Consider the following 17,822-nt stretch of genomic DNA (forward strand, 5'->3'; position numbering starts at 1 on the left):
ATCCAGGTTCTCGCTGAGTGCGCCGGCGAGCCGGCCTCGTACCGGGCGTACTCGGCCGGTTCGCCGGTGCGCTCAGCGTGGAGCTGGGCCGTCGAGATACGTGGTGGACTTTCGACTCGGGACACTAGGCCGGGGCGGGCCCGGTCGACTCCCGCACCACCAGCCTCGGGTCCGGCAGCGGGCCGTGCGGCGCGGTGGTCACGCCGAGCAGCTCCAGCAGCCGCAGCGCGCACCGCTCGCCGAGCCCCTGCACGTCCTGCTGGATCGTCGTCAGCGCGGGCGTGGTCCAGCGGCTGAGGTGGATGTCGTCGTGCCCGATGATCGACACGTCCTCGGGGACGCGCAGGCCCCTCGCCCGCGCCGCCCGGAAGCCCGCGATGGCCATCGGATCGCTGTCGTAGAGGATCGCTGTGGGCCGCTCGCGCTGCCCGAGCAGCTCGTCGGTGGCCCGGTACCCCGACTCGGCGGAGAAGTCGGTGCGCGCGATCCCGAGCACGGACTGGCCGTTGGCCGCCACCGCGGCCAAGAACGCGGCCGTGCGGTACTGGACGTGGGAGCGGTCCGGCGGGCCCGCGACGTAGGCCAGCCGGCGGTGCCCGAGCGCCGCCAGGTGCGCCACCGCGCCGGCCACACCCCCGCCCGGGTCGGCGGCGCCCTCCCACGGGATCCCGGTGCGCCCCCACGGCCGCGACACGATCACGGCCGGCAGCCCCAGCTCGGTGACGATGTCGAACCGCTGGTCGATGATCCGGGACTCGGCGAGGAACACCCCGTCCACGCGCTGCGTCTGCGCGAGGTCGGCGTAGGCGGTGCGCTCCTCGACGGCGTCGGCGTGCTCGGCGATCTGCAGCAACAGCCAGAACCCGTGCTCGGCGAGGGTGCGCTCGATGCCGGAGATCAGCTCCCCGAAGTACGGATCGGACGAGAGCAGGTCCGGTGGGCGGTTGAGCACGAACCCGACCGCACCCGCTCCCCCGCTCGTCAGCGCCACCGCGCGGGCCGACGGCCGCCAGCCCAGGCTCTCCGCGACCCGCAGCACGCGGACCCGGGTCTCGTCGGACACCCCACCGCGGTTGTTGAACGCCTTGGAGACGGTGGCCTTCGAGACCCCGGCGAGCTCGGCGACCTGGGAGATGGTCGCGCGGCGGCGCGCCGAGGCGGGTGGACCGGCCATGCTCGTCGCCCCCAGCTGTCGCTCACCGATCGGACGACAAGCGTAGGACCTGCTCTCCCCGGACGGTGTTCCGCTACGTGGTACCACGCGGGTCGTCGGGCGTGCGGTCCGCGGGACCGGCGGTCTACGGTGCCATCCGGACCAGTCGCCGAGATCGAAGGAGCCACCCGCCGATGCCCCACGACCCGTACGCCGAGCTGCCCCCGGTCCCCTCCTTCACCGTCCGCAGCACGGACATCGCCGACGGCGAGACGCTTGCCGTCCCCCACCGGTCCGGGATCTTCGGCGCGGGCGGCGAGGACGTGTCCCCGCAGCTGTCCTGGAGCGGGTTCCCGGAGGAGACCCGGTCGTTCGTCGTGACCTGCTACGACCCGGACGCCCCCACCGCCTCCGGCTTCTGGCACTGGGCGGTCGTCGACATCCCGGCGTCGGTCACCGAGCTGCCCACCGGCGCAGGCGACGAGACCGGCTCCGGCCTGCCCGCCGGCGCCTTCCAGCTGCCGAACGACGGCGGGCTCGCCCGCTACCTCGGGTCGGCACCGCCCCCCGGGCACGGGCCGCACCGCTACTTCTTCGTCGTGCACGCGGTCGACGTCGAGAGCCTCGGGATCCCCACCGGTGCCACGCCCGCGTTCCTCGGCTTCAACCTGTTCGGCCACACCCTCGCCCGCGGCACGATCGTGCCGGTCTACGAGAACAAGGGCTGAGGGCCACCCGCGACCGATGCCCGATCCCGAGGACCGCCGCCCCGTCCTGCTCGGCGCCGCCCGCACCCCGGTCGGCCGGTTCGCCGGCGCCCTGCGCGGCGTCGACGCCGTCGACCTGGGCGCACACGCGATCCGCGCCGCACTCGAACGGGCCGGGAACCCGGTGCCCGACCAGGTCCTGCTCGGCAACGTCGTGCAGGCCGGCAACGGGCAGAACCCGGCCCGGGTCGCCGCCACCCGCGCCGGCGTGCCCACGACCGTGCCCGGGATGACCCTGAACAACGTGTGCCTCGCCGGCCTGAGCGCGGCGGGGCTGGCCGCCGCGCTCGTCCGGGCGGGCGAGCTCGACGTCGGCCTCGTCGGCGGCTTCGAGTCGATGAGCCGCGCCCTGCACGGCGTCCAGGTGCGGACCGCGGCCCGGGTGGGCGACGGCGCCATGGTCGACCTCCTCGTCCGGGACGGGCTGTGGTGCGCGCTCAGCGAGCAGGGCATGGGCGAGATGTCCGATGCCGCCTCCGCCGAGCTCGGCATCGGCCGTGCCGACCAGGACGCGTTCGCACTGGAGAGCCACCGGCGCGCCGCCGCGGCGGCCGACCGGCTCGCCGAGGAGATCGCCCCCCTGCCCGAGCTGGACCGCGACGAGGGCGTGCGCCCGGACACGACGCTCGAGCGGCTCGCGGCCCTGCGCCCCGCGTTCACCGCCGACGGGACGCTCACCGCGGGCAACTCGTCGCAGATGTCCGACGCCGGGTCGGCGGGTGTCGTCACCACCGCGGCCCGGGCCGCCGCGCTCGGGATCGAGCCGCTCGCGGAGATCGCCGGCCACGCCACGGTGGCCGGGCCGGACCCCACCCTGCACCTCAAGCCCGCCGCGGCCGCCCGCGTGCTGCTGAAGCGGCACGGGCTCACCCCGCGCGACGTCGACCTGTGGGAGATCAACGAGGCGTTCGGCGCGGTCGTGCTGGCCAGCATGCGCGACCTGGAGATCGACCACGAGCGCGTCAACGTCAACGGGGGCGCGATCGCGGTCGGGCACCCGCTCGGCGGCTCCGGCTTCCGCCTCGTGCTGACGCTCGCCCACGAGATGCGCAGGCGCGGCGCGGCGCTCGGCGTCGCCGCGATCTGCGGCGGGGGCGGCCAGGGCGGGGCACTGCTGCTGCGCCGACCGTGAGCCCGCAGCACCACGGTGCGGCCGACGGTCAGGCCGACCAGGAACCGGTGAGCACCGTCCGCTCCACGGCGCGCGGCTCCAGCACCGTGTCGATCACCGAGAGGGCGGCGCCACGCACGCCGGCCAGCTGCCCCAAGGCCGTGGTGGTGAGCCGCAGGTGCTCGCTCGAACCGGGCAGTGCCGTCTGGTAGAGCGACTCGCGGATCCCGGCGAGCAGGGACTCGGCCTCGGTCAGGTAGCCCCACATCGAGATCCCCGCCGGGTTGAGCAGGTTCACCACGGACGACAGCACCTCCCCGATGCGCCGGCCGGCCCGGCGGATCAGGTGCACGGCGTCCTGGTCGCCGTCATTGGCCAGCCGGATGATCTGGGAGACGTGGTCGACGGGGTGTCCCGCCGCGACCATCTGGCGCACCAGCGCGCTGCCGCTCGCGACGGCGTCGAGGCACCCGACGCTCCCGCAGGCGCACGGGTCGTCGGCGTCCACCACCTTGATGTGCCCGAGCTCCCCCGCGAGGCGGTCGGCCCCGCGCACCGGCACGCCCCGGACCACCACCGACGCGTCGATCAGGGTGCCGAGCTTGACGCACACCAGCACCTCGGCGTCCGGCCACGACGCGCGGTGCTCGGCCAGCGCCAGCATGGCGACGTCGAGGTCGAGCAGCACCGGCACCTGGTAGCGCCGCGCGAGCGCGTCCCGGAAGTCGTCGCGGTCCCAGCCCACGGCCGAGAGCCCGTGCCCGCGGGCGTAGGCCTTCAGCTCGAACGTGCTGGGGGTGCCGACGCCGACCCCGACGACGGGACCGGCCGCGGCCTCGCCGGTCAGCTCCTCGAACGTGCGGTGCAGCAGGTCGAGCATGGCGTCCGGGCCCCGGGCGACGTCGACGGTGACGAACCGGTCGGTGAGCACCTCGCCGTCCAGGTCGGTGACGGCGGCCCGGGCCCCGGTGAGCCCCAGGTGGGCGGCCAGCACCGCGCCGGCCCGCGGGTCGAACCCGAAGACGGCGGCGGGGCGGCCGCGCGCGCCCTCGGTGCGCATCTCGCTGTGCACGAGGCCGACCCGCTGCAGGTGGTCCAGCCGCTGCAGGATCGTCGAGCGCGCCACGCCCATGGCGTCGGCGAGCTGCGTGACGGTGCGCGCCCGCCCGCTGCGGATCATCCCGAGCAGCACGCCCGCGCCCTCCACCGACGCCGGGGTCGGCGGGTGGCTGCGCTCGGAGACCGCCATGGAGGCCAACATAACGTCCGGACAATTACGTCGGCAATCGCCATAATTATCTTGTGCGTCGCCATAACGCCGCATAGGCTCACCGCGATGCCCACGCCGCCGTGGAGGACCGCCGATGAGATCGCGACTGCCGGCACTCGTACTCGCCCTGCTGCTGGCGACGTCGGGCTCTGCGATCTCGGGCTGTGCGATCTCGAGCGTGGCCGCGAGCACCCCGGGCACCACGGTGCTGACGTTCTGGCAGTACTACGACGGCACCCAGAAGGAGTGGCTGGAGGCCGAGGCACGGCGGTTCGAGCGGGACAACCCGGGCGTGCAGATCGAGCTGGTGCAGGTGGTCGGCAGCCAGCAGGACCAGAAGCTGCTCGCGTCGGTGGCCACCGGCAGCACGCCCGACCTCTTCATCAACAACATCGTGGTGGACTTCCCGACGCTCGTCGCGGGCGGCGTGATGCTCGACCTCACGCCCTACTGGGAGTCCTTCCCCGACGCCGCCCGCTTCCCCGACACCGCGACCTGGAGGGACGGGGGCCGCATCTACAACCTGATGTCGTACACGAACCTCGTCGGCCTCTACTACAACCAGGACATCCTCGACGAGTACGGCCTCGCTCCCCCCACCACGCTCGACGAGCTGCAGGCCGCGATGGAGACGGTGCAGAGGGGTGGGAAGTACCAGGGCATCGCCCTGTCCGGCGCCGCGTCCGTCGAGGGGGCGTGGCTGTTCGCCCCGCAGTTGCTGGGGCTCGGCGTCGGCTACTGCAACCTCGCGGAATCGGCGCAGCAGGTCACCGACGCCTTCCGGCGCATCGCCGCGTGGCGTGCGACGGACGCGCTGCCCCGGGCCGCCGCCACCTGGAACCAGAACGCGTCATGGCAGCAGTTCATGACCGGCCGGTACGCGTTCGCCCTCAACGGCAACTGGCAGCTGGGCAACGTGGAGGAGGCCGGGTTCCGGTACGGCACCGCGCAGTTCCCGGCACCCGCCGGGGGGCAGAGCCAGGTCTTCCCCGGCGGCGAGGGCTTCGCGATCGGGTCGAAGTCGCAGCACCCCGACCTCGCGTGGAGGTTCCTGGAGCAGCTGATGTCCCCGGAGAGCGGCCTCGCCGTCTACGAGGCCGCGGGCTCCATCCCGCTGCACGAGAAGGCCGCCGCGGCGCCCGAGATACAGGACGACCCCATGGTCGCCCCGTTCGTCGCCGCCACCCGCGACGCGGCCCCATGGCCGAACAACCCGAACACCGCGGCCATGCAGAAGGCGCTCGGGGTCGCGGTCAGCTCCGTGATCTCCGGGGAGCAGCCGCCGGAGGCCGGGGCGCGGGACGCGATCGAGAGCATCGGCGAGGCACGCGAGCAGGGCGGCGGTGGGTGCGCATGAGTCAGCTGGCGACGAGGGCTCCAGAGAGCACCCCGACCCCGCGACCCGCACCCGGTGGGCGCCGCACCGCGATCGCCCCGCTCGGCTTCGGAGTACCCGCCGCGTTCGTGCTGGTCGCGATGGCGGTCTACCCGCTCGTCGTGCTGTTCCAGATGTCGGTGAGCGACGTCGGGCCGAGCAACATCGTCGGCGGGTGGTCCGTCGTCGGTGCGGACAACTTCACCGATGCGCTGGGGAACCCCGAGACCTGGTACGCGCTGTGGCGCACCGTCGGGCTCTGCGCCGTGCTGCTCGTCTCCAACCTGGTGCTCGGCTTCGTCTGCGGCTCGGTGCTGGCCGAACCGGGCCGGGGCAGCAACGTCGTGCTCGGGCTGATGGTGTTCATCTGGGCGCTGCCGCCGCTGGTCAGCGGCAGCGTCTGGAAGTTCCTGCTCGACGACTCCGGGGTGCTCAACGAGGTGCTCGGTGTGGCCGGCATCGGCCCGGTGCCCTGGCTCAGCTCGCCCGACGCCGCGCTGTGGACGGTCTCGGGCGTGGTCGCCTGGTCGGCGCTGCCGTTCTCGACGCTGATCCTGCGCGGCGCGATGCTGGGCGTGCCGAAGGAGGTGCTCGAGGCCGCGGCCATCGACGGGGCGGGCTACTGGACCACGCGGGTCCGCATCGTGCTCCCGCTCCTGCGGCCCACCATGTGGATCCTCGCGATCCTCACGGTGATCTACGCGTTCAAGAGCTTCGACTTCGTCTACGTCCTCACCGAGGGCGGCCCGGGCACGTCGACCAACACCCTGCCGGTGCTCTCGTACTACACCGCCTTCACCCAGTTCGACATGAGCGCGGGCGCCACCGTCGCAGTGCTGTCGATGATCGTGGTCGCCGCATGCGCCGTGCCCTACGTGCGCCGGATCAACGCGGAGGTCCCGGAATGATCGCCGCTCCCACCCGGGCCCTGTTCGCCGTCGTCAAGGTCCTGCTGGCCCTGGCGTACGTGGTGCCGCTCGCCTGGATCCTGGTCACCTCGTTCAAGAGCACCACCCAGGTGCTGCAGGACCCGAACGGGATCGTGTTCGCCCCCACCCTCGACACGTACCGCGAGGTGATCGGGGAGGGCGCGGCGGCGATCGTCACCTCGCTGCAGATCGGCGTCGTCGTCACGGTCGTCGTCGTGGCGCTGGCGGTGCCCGCGGCGTTCGCCGCGGCGGCGAGGTTGGGCGCCGGGGCGGCGCGCGTCATCGCGGTGGCGCTCGCCGGGCTGCTCGTGCTGCAGATGATCCCGCAGCCGATGACGGTGATCCCGCTGTTCAGCGTGCTGGCGCAGTGGGGGATCCTCAACACCCTCCCCGGCCTGATCCTCGCCGACGTCGCGGTGATGCTGCCGTTCGCGATCATGCTGCTGCGGCCGTACGCGCAGGACGTCCCGCGCGCGCTCTACGAGGCCGCGGTGATCGACGGGGCCGGGCCGTGGCGGTCGTTCCGCTCGATCACGGTGCCGATGATGCGCAACGGCGTGTTCACCGTCGCCAGCGTCGTCTTCATCAACGCGTGGGGCGAGTTCGTCTACGCGATCAACCTGCTGCCGCCCGGCGTGGTGCTGCCGGTCAGCGGGCTGCTGGCGGCGCAGAACACCACCTACGCCGCCAACTGGAACGGCCTGATGGCGCTCGCGGTGCTCACCTCGCTCCCGCTGGTGGTGGTGTTCGCGATCTCGCAGAAGCGGCTGATCGGCGGGCTGTCGCTGGGAGCGGTCAAGTGAACGGTGCCGTCCCCGCCGCGGTGCTCGTGGGCGCGCTCGACACGAAGCACGCCGAGTACGGCTTCGTCCGCGACCGGATCGCGGCCGCGGGCGTGCCCTGCCTGCTGGTCGACACGTCCGTCCTGGGCGCGCCCGGGCTCGCCGCCGACGTCGACCGCCGGGCCGTGGCGGACGCGGCGGGCGCCGACCACGACGCGCTGGTCGCCGCGGGCGACCGGAACGCCGCCGTCTCGGCGATGGCCCGCGGCGCCGCCGCCGTGGTGCGCGAGCTCCACCGGGGCGGCCGGGTGGCCGCGGTCGTCGTGCTCGGCGGGTCGAACGCGGGCTTCGTGATGAGCGAGATCGCCCCGGTGCTGCCGCTCGGCGTGCCGAAGGTGCTCGTGTCGACGGTGGTGGCCGGCGACACCCGCCCGTACGTCGGCACCAGCGACCTCACGATGGTGTACCCGGTCGTCGACATCGCCGGGCTGAACTCGGTCAGCACCCCGGTGCTGGCCCGGGCGGCCGACGCGGTCGTCGGGATGGTCACCGGGCCCCCGGTCCCGGCGCCGTCCGGTCGCCCCGCGGTGGGCGCCACGATGTTCGGCGTCACCACCGCGTGCGTGCAGGCGCTCGGGACGCACCTGGCGGCGAACGGCGCCGAGGTGCAGGTCTTCCACTGCACCGGCACCGGCGGGCGCACCCTCGAGGCGCTGATCGGGTCCGGCGTGTTCGCCGCCGTCGCCGACGTCACCACCACCGAGCTGGCCGACGAGCTCGTCGGCGGCGTCTGCACGGCGGGGCCGCACCGGCTGGAGGCTGCTGCGGCGCACGGCGTGCCGCAGGTGGTGAGCGTCGGTGCCCTCGACATGGTCAACTTCGGCCCGCGCGACACCGTGCCCGCCGAACACGGCGGGCGGCGCCTGCTCGCCCACAACCCCTCGGTCACGCTCATGCGGACCTCCCCCGCCGAGAACGCGGAGCTGGGCCGGGTCATCGCGCGGAAGCTCGCGGGGGCGAGCGCGTTCGTCGAGGTCCACGTGCCGCGGCGGGGCTTCTCGCAGATCTCCGCCCCGGGCGGGCCGTTCCACGACCCCGACGCCGACGCGGCGCTGATCGACGCGCTGCACGCGGCGCTCGACCCGCGCATCCCGCTGCACGTCCACGACCTCGCCGTGAACGACCCGGCGTTCGCCCACCACCTCGGCGCGGCGATGGACCGCGCCCTCTCCGGTACGACGAAAGGCACGTGATCTTCGATGTCCACCCGATCCGAGCTCGTCGCCCGCCTGCGCGCGAAGGTGGCGCAGGGGCGGCCGATCATCGGCGGCGGCGCCGGCACCGGCCTGTCGGCGAAGTGCGCGGAGGCGGCAGGCCTCGACTTCGTCGTCATCTACAACTCCGGCCGCTTCCGGATGGCGGGCCGCAGCTCGATGGCGGGCCTCATGCCCTACGGCGACGCGAACGCGATCGTGATGGAGATGGGCGCCGAGGTGCTGCCGGTGGTGCGCGAGCTGCCGGTGCTCGCCGGTGTGTGCGGCACCGACCCGTTCCGGCTGATGCCGCAGTTCCTGCGCACGGTGGCGGAGGCCGGATTCTCCGGCGTGCAGAACTACCCGACCGTCTGCCTGTTCGACGGGATCATCCGCGCCAACCTCGAGGAGACCGGTCTCGGCTTCGACAAGGAGGTGGACATGATCGCCGCCGCGCACGCGCTGGACCTGTTCACCTGCACCTACGTGGCCAACCCGGACGAAGCTGCCGCCATGGCCGAGGCCGGTGCGGACGTCGTCGTGCCCCACATGGGGCTCACCACCTCCGGGATGATCGGGGCGCAGACCGCCCTCTCGCTCGCCGAGTCGAAGGAGAAGGTCGCCGAGCTGGCCGCCGCGGCGCGCGCGAAGAACCCCGAGGTGCTCGTCGTCTGCCACGGCGGGCCGATCCACTCGCCCGCCGAGGCGGCCGAGGTGATCCGGGACGTGCCGGGCGTCCAGGGCTTCCTCGGCGCCTCCAGCATGGAGCGGCTGCCCACCGAGGTCGCGATGGTCGACCACATGCGTTCCTACCTGCAGATCGAGTTGCCCACCACAGCCACGAACACGACGGAGGCGAGCTGACGTGTACCGCATGACGATCCTCTACGGCACGCCCACCGACCCGGAGGCGTTCCGCAGGTACTACACGGAGACGCACGTCCCGCTGGCCCGGAAGATGCAGGGGCTCACGGGCTGGAACCTGCAGTGGACCGACGGGAACCCCGACTGGATCCTCGTCGCCGAGCTGTACGCCGAGGACAAGTCGGCCATGGACGCCGTGCTCGCCTCGCCGGAGGGCGTCGCCGCGAGCAAGGACCTGGACAACTTCGTCACCGGCGGCGTGGTGTTCCTGACCGGCGAGGAGGAGCAGGTGGCCTTCTCGTGAGCGGCGGCGCCGGCCTCGTCGTCGCCGTCGCCGGGCTGGGCTTCGGCGCCGAGTTCGTGCCGATCTACCTCAGCCACCCCGACGTGGCGAGGGTCGTGCTCGTCGAGCCCGACCGCGAGCGGCGCGGCGCGGTGGCCGAGCGGTACCGGCTGTCCGCCGGGTACAGCGACATCGCCGACGCGCTCGCCGATCCGGGCATCGACGCGGTGCACGTCTTCGCGCCGGTGCACACGCACGCCGACCTCTCGGTCGCGGCACTGGAGGCGGGCAAGCACGTGGCCTGCGCCGTGCCGATGGCCACCGCGCTGGAGGACCTCGACCGCATCATCGCGGCGCAGGAGTCGTCCGGCCGGAACTACATGATGATGGAGACCACGGTCTTCGCCCGGGAGTACTTCGCCGTCGCGCAGATGCACCGGGCGGGCGAGCTGGGCGAGCTCACCCTCTACCGCGGCTACCACATCCAGAACCTCGACGGCTTCCCCACGTACTGGCAGGGCTTCCCGCCGATGCACTACGTGACCCACGCGCTGTCGCCGATCCTGCACCTGCTCGGCACCACCGTCGCGAGCGTCCAGTGCCAGGGCGCAGGACGGCTCGCCGAATCCCGCCGCACCGGCAGCTTCGACAACCCGTTCCCCACGGAGATCGGTCTGTTCCGGCTGCGCGACAGCGACGTGCTCGCCGACATCCAGATGTCGTTCTCCCAGACCGCCCGCAGCTACATCGAGGGGTTCTCGATCTACGGCGACCGCCGCGGCATCGAGTGGCCGATCGACAACGAGGGTGAGCTCACCGTGTTCGACATGGCCGGGCCCGCGCCCGGGCGGCGCGGCAACCGGGTCGCGACGAGCTCGCTCGCCCCGCCCGACCGCCCCGAGCGACTGCCGGAACCGCTGCGGCGCTTCGTCCGGCCCGCCACCGTGCGGCTGCCCGGCATGCCGGCCGAGGTCCGGGTGGGCGCGGACCACGGCGGGTCGCACCCGTTCCTGGTGGACGAGTTCGTGCGCAGCGTCGTGGACGGGCGCCCGCCGCTCATCGACGCCCGGCGCGCGGCGGAGTGGACCGCACCCGGGATCTGCGCGCACGCCTCCGCGCTCGCCGAGGACGCCACGGTGCGCGTCCCCGACTACCCGCGCACCTGAGGCTCGGCTACTCCGAAGGCGGCATTCCGGCGAGCCGAGTTTCCGCGTGGCCGCCGGGGGGACCCACCGGGCTCCGGCACGCACCGCTGCCGGAGATGACCGGACCCAGGAGAATGATGTTCTTCCACCGCCAGGAACTCCAGTTCACCTCCACCCCCGACAAGCCCGACGCGGTCTACGCGCGCAAGCTGCAAGAGGTTCTCGGTGGCCAGTACGGCGAGATCACCGTAGCGATGCAGTACATGTTCCAGGGCTGGAACGCCCACCTCCCCGGCAAGTACCGCGACCTCGTCTTCGGCATCGGCGCCGAGGAGTTCGGCCACGTCGAGATGCTCGCCACCATGATCGCCCAGCTCCTCGAGAAGGCACCGCTGGGCATCACCGAGGACGCCGTGCAGGACGACCCGACGGTGGCCGCGATCGTCGGCGGGACGGACGTGCAGCACGCCATCGTGGCCGGGGCCGGGGCCCGCCCGGTGGACAGCAACGGCAACCCGTGGCAGGGCAGCTACATCACCGGCAGCGGCAACCTCCTCGCCGACTTCACCGCCAACGCCAACGCGGAGATGCAGGGCCGGACGCAGGTCGCGCGGCTCTACCACATGACCGGCGACCACGGCGTCCGCGAGCTGCTGTCCTTCCTGCTCGCCCGCGACACCATGCACCAGAACCAGTGGATCGCGGCGGCGAACGAGCTGAAGGAAGAGGGCTACGAGGGGATGCCCGTACCCAGCAACTTCCCGCAGAGCAAGGAGTACGGCGAGGTCTCCTACCAGTACCTCAACTTCAGCGACGGCAAGGAGGCGGCCGGCGGGCGCTGGGCGGGCGGGCCCACCCCCGACGGGCACGAGTTCAGCTACCACGACGGGCCCACCACGCGCGCGCCCATGCCGCCGCCCACCCGGCCCGACGCACGCATGTACGGCACCACGGACATGCCCAACCCCGTGGAGAAGGCGGCCGGCGCGGCCCAGGACGCGCTCGAGCGCGAGTGAGACGCTTCACCGTCGCCGGGCCGGTGCTCGAGTCCCCTCGGGCGCCTGCCCGGCGACCACCTGGTCGATGCCGACGCAGACCTCGAAGAGCTCGGCGAGCCCGTTGACCTCCAGCGTCGCGCCGACAGCTGTCGAGGCCCCGGTGACCAGGCTCAGCCTGATGGCGGCCTCGGCCGCCAGGTGGGCCACGTGCACCAGCGCCCGCACGCCCGCGGTGTCCACGGCGGTGACGCGCGTCATGTCGAGGCCGAGCAGCCGTGGGCACAGCGCCAACTGCTCCCTGACGGCACCGCACAGGCGATCGGCACGGTCTCCCGTGAGCGCGCCGCTCACCGTCAGCACCCGCACGTGCGGGCCGTACCGGTCGACCCGCAGTTCCAGGCCGTTCCGAGACGCACTGCCGGCCCGTTCGCCGCAGTTCCGGCGACTCTTCCCACGTCGTCGAGGCATGAGTCGGCATCCCATTCGTCCGGTGTGGGGCGGGACTACCCGGCCCGCGAGGCTCTACGCCGCTTCGCGCACCTGCGACCGGTCGCGGAGCAGCCGGCGGAGCACGACCGCCAGCACCGCGCCGTAGACGACGTGGCCGCCGACCAGCGCCAGCTGGCGGCCCGCGTCGTCGCGCCCGGGTGGCGCCAGGATGCCCGCCGCCGGCACCCAGCCGGCATAGCTGATCAACCACAGCAGAAGGGCGTACCCGACGCCCAGCTGCGTACCCGCTCTGCCGCTGCGGTGGGTGAGCAGGCCGAACAGCCCGCCGAACGAGGTGCCGTAGCCGAAGTGGGCGAGCAGGGCGAGCGCGTCCTCGCCGCCGACCGGCCGTTGCGGGTCCCCGGTCAGCAGGGTGCGCACGATCAGCTCGGGAGGCTGTCGCCGGAACGCCGTGACGCGCCGCCCCGCCTCCATCACCACGCTCATCGCACCGGTCGCGATCGCGCCGGCGACGGCACCCCGGGCGCCCGCCGCCGTCCTGCCCGTCCTGTGGCCCACGCGGCCGGGGTAGCCGCAACCACCTCGTTTACTCGCACCCCTCCGCTCACAGCCGGACCGGGCCGAGGTCCCGGGCGAGCGCGACGAAGCGCTCCGCCACGGGCGACGGCGGCCGGTCCGGCACCGCCATGGCCAGCTCGATCGGTGGGCCGGCGGGGACCAGCCGCGCGAACGTCACGTCGTGCGGCCCGCGCCCGCCGACCGATGCCGGTACGACGGCGACGCCGTACCCGGCCGCGACCAGGCCGACCACGGTGTCCATGTCGACGGCCTCCTGCGCGACCCGCGGCTCGAAGCCTGCTGCCCGGCAGCGCGCCGTGACCGCCTCGTGCAGCCCTGCCCCGAGACGGCGCGGGTTGCGGACGAACGGGTCGTCGCGCAACGCCGAGAGCCGGACCGCCGACCGCCCGGCGAGCCGGTGGCCCGGCGGCAGCACCGCCACCAGCTCCTCCACGGCGACCGTGATCAGCTCGAGCTCCCGGGCCCCCGGATCGGGCAGCGGCGGCCGCAGGAACCCGACGTCGAGGGTGCCTGCACGCAGCCGATCCACCTGCTGGGCCGTGGTGAGCTCGGCGAAGTTCACGGTGACCGCGGGGAACCGCTCCCGGAACGTCCGCAACAGGCGCGGCAGCGGCGCGCTCAGCGCCGACCCGACCGTGCCGACGGCGAGCGTCCCGTGTTCCCCGCGCCCCGCCGCGCGGGCCCGCTCCGCCGCCGCGTCGAGCCGCTCCAGCGCCGCGCGCGCGTCCGCGACGAACGCGGCACCGGCCGAGGTCGGCGCGACGTTGCGGCTGTCCCGGTCGAACAGCCGCACCCCGAGATCGCGTTCCAGTGCCGCCACCTGCTGGCTGATCTGCGACTGCGCGATCCCCAGCGAGGCGGCGGCGCGGCCGAAGTGCAGGTGTTCCGCCACCGCCGCCGCGGCCCGCAACCACCGGATCTCCATCATCAGAGTTTACTAATCGATCGGTCGGGATTCATCATCCGAGAGGCATCGGTCCGCACGGCGCGACACGGTGGGTGGGTACGTGTCCCCCGACATCGAGGAGTTCCATGCGCACCGCCGTCGTCACCGGAGCAGGTACCGGGATCGGCCGCGCCGTCGCCGTCGCGCTGCACGCGCACGGCCACCACGTCGTCGTCACCGGGCGGCGCCCGGAGCCGTTGGAGAAGCTCGTCGCGGAGCTGGGCGGCCGCGCCGTCGCCGTCCCGTTCGACGCGTCCGACCCCGCCGCCGTCGACGCCGCGCGCGACCGGCTGCCCGACCACGTCGACGTCCTGGTGAACAACGCGGGCGGAAACACCGACTTCGACCGCGATGCCCCCGCCGGCCTCGCCGCGGTCGCCGCGGCGTGGCGGGCGAACCTGGACGCGAACCTGCTGTCCGCGGTGCTCGTCACCACCGCGCTGCGGGACCGGCTGCGGCCCGGCGGCGCGGTCGTGCACATCGGATCGATCGCCGCGGACAAGGGCGCGGGGGCCTACGGCGCCGCGAAGGCGGGCCTCGCGTCCTGGACGGTCGACCTGGCGCACCAGCTCGGGCCGGACGGCGTGACCGTCAACACCGTGGCGCCGGGGTACGTCGCGGACACGGAGTTCTTCCGGGACCGCCTCACGGACGAGCGCCGCTCGGCCCTGATCCGGGCCGCCGCCACCCGGCGTCCCAGCACCCCGGAGGACATCGCCGCGACGGTCACGTTCCTCGCGTCGCCCGGTGCCCGGCAGATCACCGGCCAGTGCGTCGCCGTCAACGGCGGCGAGCGCACCACCCGCTGACCTGGTCCGTGGCGCGGAGACCCGAGTCAGGCGCCGGCCTCCAGGCCGAGCAGGGTGCGCTTGGCCTCCGGCCCACCCGAGTAGCCGCCCATGCGCCCGTCGGAGCGCACCACCCGATGGCACGGGACGACGATGGGGATGGGGTTGGTCGCGCATGCGCTGCCGACCGCGCGCACCGCCCTCGGGTTGCCGGCCAGCGCCGCGACGGCGGAGTAGGTGACGGTCTGGCCGTAGCCGATGTCCGGGAGCCGATGCAGCACGACGGCGCGGAACCCCGCCGACAGGCGCCAGTCCAGCGCCACGTCGAACCGGCGGCGGGCGCCGGTGAAGTACTCGTCCAGCTCCCGGGCCGTCTCGTCGAGCCGGTCCGGGGCGTGCAGGACGCGGGGGCTGATCCGGTCCGCCAGGTTCTGCAGGACCACGTCGTGGCCCTCGCTGGCGTAGGCGAGCCGGACGAGCCCGCGCGCGGTCGCGGCGAGCAGGAGCGCGCCGACCGGGCTGTCCACGGTGCGGTAGGCGACATCGAGGGTCCCGGCGGCCTCCGCGGCGGCGGCGAGGCGAGCGTGCAGCCGGGACAGGTCGTCGGGGTCGACGGAGTAGGCGCGAGCCAGGCGGTCGGGCGCATCATCGTCCGTTCGCATCGGCAGTCCCCTTTCCGGCGGTCGGACGCGGGTAGGTGCGGCGGAGGGCGGCGATGCCGTCGGCGGCGGCCCGCCGGGCCGCATCGGTGCGGCCGCTCGAGATCGCCGCGACGTCGGCATGCGGCAGGCCCGCCAGGTGGTGGTAGGCGACGGCGAGCCGCTGCTTGTCCGGCAGCCGTGCCACCGCCGCGACGAGGTCCGGGTCGGGCCCGTCCGGCCGTGGTGGAGCCGGCGCGTCGGGAACCCGCGCGGTCGGCACCGCCCGGCGGGCCGCGGCCCGGCCCACGTCGATCGCCTTCCGGTGGGCGATCGTGACCAGCCACGCCTCGACGTTCGCGTCATCGGCGAGGTCCGGGTAGGCCCTCATCGCCGACAGGAACGTCTCGGACCAGGCGTCGTCGGCGTCCACCGGGCCGAGGACGGCCCGGCAGACGCGCAGCACGGTCGCCCCGTGGGTCGCGACCACGGTCTCGAACGGCTGCTTGTTCGTCACGTACGTAGACGCTCCGCCCGGTCGGTTCGTGAGGTCGCACCGGGGCGGTTCACCAGCCGAGGTCCTGGATCGGGATCAGGGCAGGCTGCGCGGCGTGTTCGAGCTCCAGCAGGTGCCGCTTGCGCGCGACGCCGCCGGCGTACCCGGTCAGCTTCCCGTCCCGGCCCACGACCCGGTGGCACGGGACGAGGACGCACAGCGGGTTCCGGCCCACCGCGGCGCCGACGTCCTGTGCGCTCGCCTCGCCACCGAGTCGGGCGGCCAGGCCTCCGTACGTCACGGTGCGCCCGTACGGCACCTGCCTGACGAGATCCCACACCCGGTGCTGGAACTCGGTGCCGACCGGCGCCAACGGCAGCTCGAACTCGCGACGCTCCCCGGCGAGGTACTCGCCGAGCTGGCCGACGGCCTCGTCGAACCCCTCGCTGCGGCGGGGGCCGAACGCCTCCGGGTCCGGCGCGTACCAGTGGTGCGGGAAGTACAGCCCACACAGCCCGTCCGCGTTCCGGACGAGGGTCAGCTGCCCGAGAGCCGTCGGCACGACCGTGTGCCAGTGCACCGAGGCGTTGGTGTCGGTCCGCATGTGCGCTCCTCCTCCGTGGTGGTCCCGTACCGAAGACGCGCCACGGACCAAGAACGTGAGCAGGAGCCCGACCGATCACGGGCGCGGGCCGACCACGGCGTCGTGCTCCTCGTGCGCCCGCCGCAGGAGCGCCATCAGCTGCTCCTCCGCGCGGATCCGCGCCCGGTACTTCTCCGGGAGCCTGCGCAGCTGGGCCTCCTCGGCGAGCAGCCTGCGGAAGACGTCCGCGCGCACCGCGGGATCGATCTCGCACGTCAGGTACTCGGTGGCGTGCCGCCTCGCCGCCGATACCAGGTTGACGGCCCGGCCCTTCGGGCTGACCAGCGAGCCGATCACGGTGACGACCAGGACACCGATGATGACGACGAGCGAGACGCCGGTGCTGATCTCGATGACGGCCACCCGCTGCCCGTTGTTGACGAACGGGACGTTGTTCTCGTGCAGCGCGTGCAGGATCAGCTTCACGCCGATGAAGGCCAGGATGGCGGCCAGGCCGTAGGAGAGGTAGACGAGCCGGTCGAGCAGCCCGTCGAGGAGGAAGTAGAGCTGGCGCAGCCCGAGCAGGGAGAACGCCGTGGCCGTGAACACCACGTACACGTTCTGCGTCAAGCCGAAGATCGCGGGGATGGAGTCGAGCGCGAACATGATGTCGGTGCCACCGATGGCCACCATGACCAGCAGCATAGGGGTCATGACGCGCTTGCCGTCCCGGATCGTGAACAGCTTGTCGCCGTCGTAGAACGAGGACGTCCGGAAGAGCGCACGGGCGAACCGGACCATGACGTTGTCCGGTGACCGGTTCTCCGAGTCCCTCGGCCGGAGGATGTTGCCCGCCGTGATCAGCAGCGCCAGCCCGAACAGGTAGAACACCCAGGCGAACGTGTTGATCAGCGCGGCGCCCACGAGGATGAAGCCGGTGCGGGCGATGAGCGAGAACACGATGCCGAACAGCAGCACCTTCTGCTGGTCGGCGCGGGGCACCCGGAAGCTCGTCATGATCACGAGGAAGACGAACAGGTTGTCGACCGAGAGCGCCTTCTCCGTCAGGTAGCCCGCGAAGTACTCCGTTCCCATCGCGGGGCCGCCGAGGACCAGCACGCCGACGCCGAAGAGCACCGCGATCCCGACGTAGACCGCCGACCACACCGCGGCTTCCGAGATCGTCGGGACGTGCGCCTTCCGCACGTGGAAGACGTAGTCGAAGGCGAGCAGGCCCACGATCCCGGCGATCGTGGCCCACCAGATCAGGGCCGATGTGTCCATCCAGGCTCCCGGTTCGGGCCGACCAGGGGCCCCACCCTACGGGGGACGACGCTCCCGCCCCGCCCGTAGATCGCGGTTCGTCACCCGGTCCGGGAACACGCGGCGCGGCTTGACAATCCTGTCATGAC

At 73.2% G+C, this 17,822-nt stretch carries 20 protein-coding genes; 11 read left to right on the forward strand and 9 right to left on the reverse strand.

Going from position 1 to position 17,822, the window contains the following annotated elements; all coding sequences use genetic code 11:
- Positions 1-124 precede the first annotated feature (124 nt).
- Positions 125-1,174 carry a LacI family DNA-binding transcriptional regulator gene (locus ABEA81_RS29490; protein ID WP_345609398.1) on the reverse strand — a complete coding sequence of 350 codons (1,050 nt, stop codon included), beginning with the start codon at positions 1,172-1,174 and terminating at the stop codon, positions 125-127.
- A 173-nt stretch (positions 1,175-1,347) separates the two neighbouring features.
- Between ABEA81_RS29490 and ABEA81_RS29495 the strand changes: the two genes are divergently transcribed.
- Together ABEA81_RS29495 and ABEA81_RS29500 are read left to right on the forward strand one after the other, a co-directional pair.
- Positions 1,348-1,881, forward strand: coding sequence for a YbhB/YbcL family Raf kinase inhibitor-like protein (locus tag ABEA81_RS29495; RefSeq protein WP_345609400.1), 534 nt, complete (start codon positions 1,348-1,350; stop codon positions 1,879-1,881).
- Between the two features lie 16 nt (positions 1,882-1,897).
- Positions 1,898-3,052, forward strand: a complete 1,155-nt coding sequence (locus tag ABEA81_RS29500; RefSeq protein WP_345609402.1) for an acetyl-CoA C-acyltransferase — start codon at positions 1,898-1,900, stop codon at positions 3,050-3,052.
- 28 nt (positions 3,053-3,080) lie between these two features.
- Here the strand turns inward: ABEA81_RS29500 and ABEA81_RS29505 are convergent, their stop codons facing one another.
- Entirely contained in the window at positions 3,081-4,280 is a 1,200-nt protein-coding gene (locus ABEA81_RS29505; protein ID WP_345609404.1) for an ROK family transcriptional regulator, read from the reverse strand.
- A gap of 115 nt (positions 4,281-4,395) precedes the next feature.
- Here ABEA81_RS29505 and ABEA81_RS29510 point away from each other — a divergent pair, with 115 nt between their 5' ends.
- The 8 genes from ABEA81_RS29510 (at position 4,396) to ABEA81_RS29545 (ending at position 11,948) form a co-directional block, all read left to right on the forward strand.
- Positions 4,396-5,658 (forward strand): sugar ABC transporter substrate-binding protein, encoded by a 1,263-nt coding sequence (locus ABEA81_RS29510; RefSeq protein WP_345609406.1) that lies wholly within the window; start codon positions 4,396-4,398, stop codon positions 5,656-5,658.
- Positions 5,655-6,584: a carbohydrate ABC transporter permease gene (locus tag ABEA81_RS29515; RefSeq protein ID WP_345609408.1), complete on the forward strand. Its 930-nt coding sequence runs from the start codon at positions 5,655-5,657 to the stop codon at positions 6,582-6,584. Before ABEA81_RS29510 ends, ABEA81_RS29515 begins: the two co-directional genes overlap by 4 nt.
- The gene (locus ABEA81_RS29520; RefSeq protein ID WP_345609410.1) at positions 6,581-7,408 is read left to right on the forward strand and encodes a carbohydrate ABC transporter permease; all 828 of its coding nucleotides are present in this window, start codon (positions 6,581-6,583) and stop codon (positions 7,406-7,408) included. The genes ABEA81_RS29515 and ABEA81_RS29520 overlap by 4 nt, the downstream gene beginning before the upstream one ends.
- Positions 7,405-8,640: a Tm-1-like ATP-binding domain-containing protein gene (locus tag ABEA81_RS29525; protein ID WP_345609412.1), complete on the forward strand. Its 1,236-nt coding sequence runs from the start codon at positions 7,405-7,407 to the stop codon at positions 8,638-8,640. The genes ABEA81_RS29520 and ABEA81_RS29525 overlap by 4 nt, the downstream gene beginning before the upstream one ends.
- A 6-nt stretch (positions 8,641-8,646) precedes the next feature.
- Positions 8,647-9,504 carry a phosphoenolpyruvate hydrolase family protein gene (locus ABEA81_RS29530; RefSeq protein ID WP_345609414.1) on the forward strand — a complete coding sequence of 286 codons (858 nt, stop codon included), beginning with the start codon at positions 8,647-8,649 and terminating at the stop codon, positions 9,502-9,504.
- Positions 9,505-9,514: 10 nt separating this feature from the next.
- Entirely contained in the window at positions 9,515-9,808 is a 294-nt protein-coding gene (locus ABEA81_RS29535; RefSeq protein ID WP_345609415.1) for an EthD family reductase, read from the forward strand.
- Entirely contained in the window at positions 9,805-10,953 is a 1,149-nt protein-coding gene (locus ABEA81_RS29540) for a Gfo/Idh/MocA family protein (protein ID WP_345609416.1), read from the forward strand. Before ABEA81_RS29535 ends, ABEA81_RS29540 begins: the two co-directional genes overlap by 4 nt.
- A gap of 116 nt (positions 10,954-11,069) precedes the next feature.
- On the forward strand, positions 11,070-11,948 hold the full coding sequence (locus ABEA81_RS29545) for a manganese catalase (protein ID WP_345609596.1): 879 nt from the start codon (positions 11,070-11,072) through the stop codon (positions 11,946-11,948).
- A gap of 6 nt (positions 11,949-11,954) precedes the next feature.
- Here ABEA81_RS29545 and ABEA81_RS29550 read toward each other — a convergent pair whose 3' ends face one another.
- From ABEA81_RS29550 to ABEA81_RS29560, 3 genes are all read right to left on the reverse strand, one after another.
- On the reverse strand, positions 11,955-12,296 hold the full coding sequence (locus ABEA81_RS29550; RefSeq protein ID WP_345609418.1) for an STAS domain-containing protein: 342 nt from the start codon (positions 12,294-12,296) through the stop codon (positions 11,955-11,957).
- Between the two features lie 156 nt (positions 12,297-12,452).
- Entirely contained in the window at positions 12,453-12,938 is a 486-nt protein-coding gene (locus ABEA81_RS29555) for a DUF6789 family protein (RefSeq protein WP_345609420.1), read from the reverse strand.
- A gap of 46 nt (positions 12,939-12,984) precedes the next feature.
- Positions 12,985-13,887, reverse strand: a complete 903-nt coding sequence (locus ABEA81_RS29560; protein WP_345609422.1) for a LysR family transcriptional regulator — start codon at positions 13,885-13,887, stop codon at positions 12,985-12,987.
- 104 nt (positions 13,888-13,991) lie between these two features.
- On the opposite strand from ABEA81_RS29560, the gene ABEA81_RS29565 reads away from it, so the two are divergent.
- The gene (locus tag ABEA81_RS29565; RefSeq protein WP_345609424.1) at positions 13,992-14,714 is read left to right on the forward strand and encodes an SDR family NAD(P)-dependent oxidoreductase; all 723 of its coding nucleotides are present in this window, start codon (positions 13,992-13,994) and stop codon (positions 14,712-14,714) included.
- Between the two features lie 26 nt (positions 14,715-14,740).
- Here the strand turns inward: ABEA81_RS29565 and ABEA81_RS29570 are convergent, their stop codons facing one another.
- The 4 genes from ABEA81_RS29570 to ABEA81_RS29585 all read right to left on the reverse strand — a co-directional run bounded on the left by ABEA81_RS29570 (position 14,741) and on the right by ABEA81_RS29585 (position 17,694).
- The gene (locus ABEA81_RS29570; RefSeq protein ID WP_345609426.1) at positions 14,741-15,355 is read right to left on the reverse strand and encodes a methylated-DNA--[protein]-cysteine S-methyltransferase; all 615 of its coding nucleotides are present in this window, start codon (positions 15,353-15,355) and stop codon (positions 14,741-14,743) included.
- Complete coding sequence (locus ABEA81_RS29575) at positions 15,339-15,848, reverse strand: RNA polymerase sigma factor (RefSeq protein ID WP_345609428.1); 510 nt, start codon at positions 15,846-15,848, stop codon at positions 15,339-15,341. Before ABEA81_RS29575 ends, ABEA81_RS29570 begins: the two co-directional genes overlap by 17 nt.
- 49 nt (positions 15,849-15,897) lie before the next feature.
- On the reverse strand, positions 15,898-16,431 hold the full coding sequence (locus ABEA81_RS29580; protein ID WP_345609430.1) for a methylated-DNA--[protein]-cysteine S-methyltransferase: 534 nt from the start codon (positions 16,429-16,431) through the stop codon (positions 15,898-15,900).
- Between the two features lie 75 nt (positions 16,432-16,506).
- On the reverse strand, positions 16,507-17,694 hold the full coding sequence (locus ABEA81_RS29585; RefSeq protein ID WP_345609432.1) for a TerC family protein: 1,188 nt from the start codon (positions 17,692-17,694) through the stop codon (positions 16,507-16,509).
- Between the last annotated feature and the right edge of the window lie 128 nt (positions 17,695-17,822).

Origin of the sequence: Pseudonocardia adelaidensis (assembly GCF_039543345.1) — a bacterium.
In the GTDB taxonomy this organism is placed as follows: Bacteria; Actinomycetota; Actinomycetes; order Mycobacteriales; family Pseudonocardiaceae; genus Pseudonocardia; species Pseudonocardia adelaidensis.

Excerpts from the sequence above, each read along its gene's own strand:
- ABEA81_RS29530 (WP_345609414.1), top strand. The coding sequence starts at position 8,647 with ATGTCCACCCGATCCGAGCTCGTCGCCCGCCTGCGCGCGAAGGTGGCG.
- ABEA81_RS29520 (WP_345609410.1), top strand. The coding sequence starts at position 6,581 with ATGATCGCCGCTCCCACCCGGGCCCTGTTCGCCGTCGTCAAGGTCCTG.
- ABEA81_RS29515 (WP_345609408.1), top strand. The coding sequence starts at position 5,655 with ATGAGTCAGCTGGCGACGAGGGCTCCAGAGAGCACCCCGACCCCGCGA.
- ABEA81_RS29510 (WP_345609406.1), top strand. The coding sequence starts at position 4,396 with ATGAGATCGCGACTGCCGGCACTCGTACTCGCCCTGCTGCTGGCGACG.
- ABEA81_RS29585 (WP_345609432.1), bottom strand. The coding sequence starts at position 17,694 with ATGGACACATCGGCCCTGATCTGGTGGGCCACGATCGCCGGGATCGTG.
- ABEA81_RS29565 (WP_345609424.1), top strand. The coding sequence starts at position 13,992 with ATGCGCACCGCCGTCGTCACCGGAGCAGGTACCGGGATCGGCCGCGCC.
- ABEA81_RS29560 (WP_345609422.1), bottom strand. The coding sequence starts at position 13,887 with ATGATGGAGATCCGGTGGTTGCGGGCCGCGGCGGCGGTGGCGGAACAC.
- ABEA81_RS29580 (WP_345609430.1), bottom strand. The coding sequence starts at position 16,431 with ATGCGGACCGACACCAACGCCTCGGTGCACTGGCACACGGTCGTGCCG.
- ABEA81_RS29500 (WP_345609402.1), top strand. The coding sequence starts at position 1,898 with ATGCCCGATCCCGAGGACCGCCGCCCCGTCCTGCTCGGCGCCGCCCGC.
- ABEA81_RS29490 (WP_345609398.1), bottom strand. The coding sequence starts at position 1,174 with ATGGCCGGTCCACCCGCCTCGGCGCGCCGCCGCGCGACCATCTCCCAG.
- ABEA81_RS29495 (WP_345609400.1), top strand. The coding sequence starts at position 1,348 with ATGCCCCACGACCCGTACGCCGAGCTGCCCCCGGTCCCCTCCTTCACC.
- ABEA81_RS29535 (WP_345609415.1), top strand. The coding sequence starts at position 9,515 with ATGACGATCCTCTACGGCACGCCCACCGACCCGGAGGCGTTCCGCAGG.
- ABEA81_RS29505 (WP_345609404.1), bottom strand. The coding sequence starts at position 4,280 with ATGGCGGTCTCCGAGCGCAGCCACCCGCCGACCCCGGCGTCGGTGGAG.
- ABEA81_RS29570 (WP_345609426.1), bottom strand. The coding sequence starts at position 15,355 with ATGCGAACGGACGATGATGCGCCCGACCGCCTGGCTCGCGCCTACTCC.
- ABEA81_RS29545 (WP_345609596.1), top strand. The coding sequence starts at position 11,070 with ATGTTCTTCCACCGCCAGGAACTCCAGTTCACCTCCACCCCCGACAAG.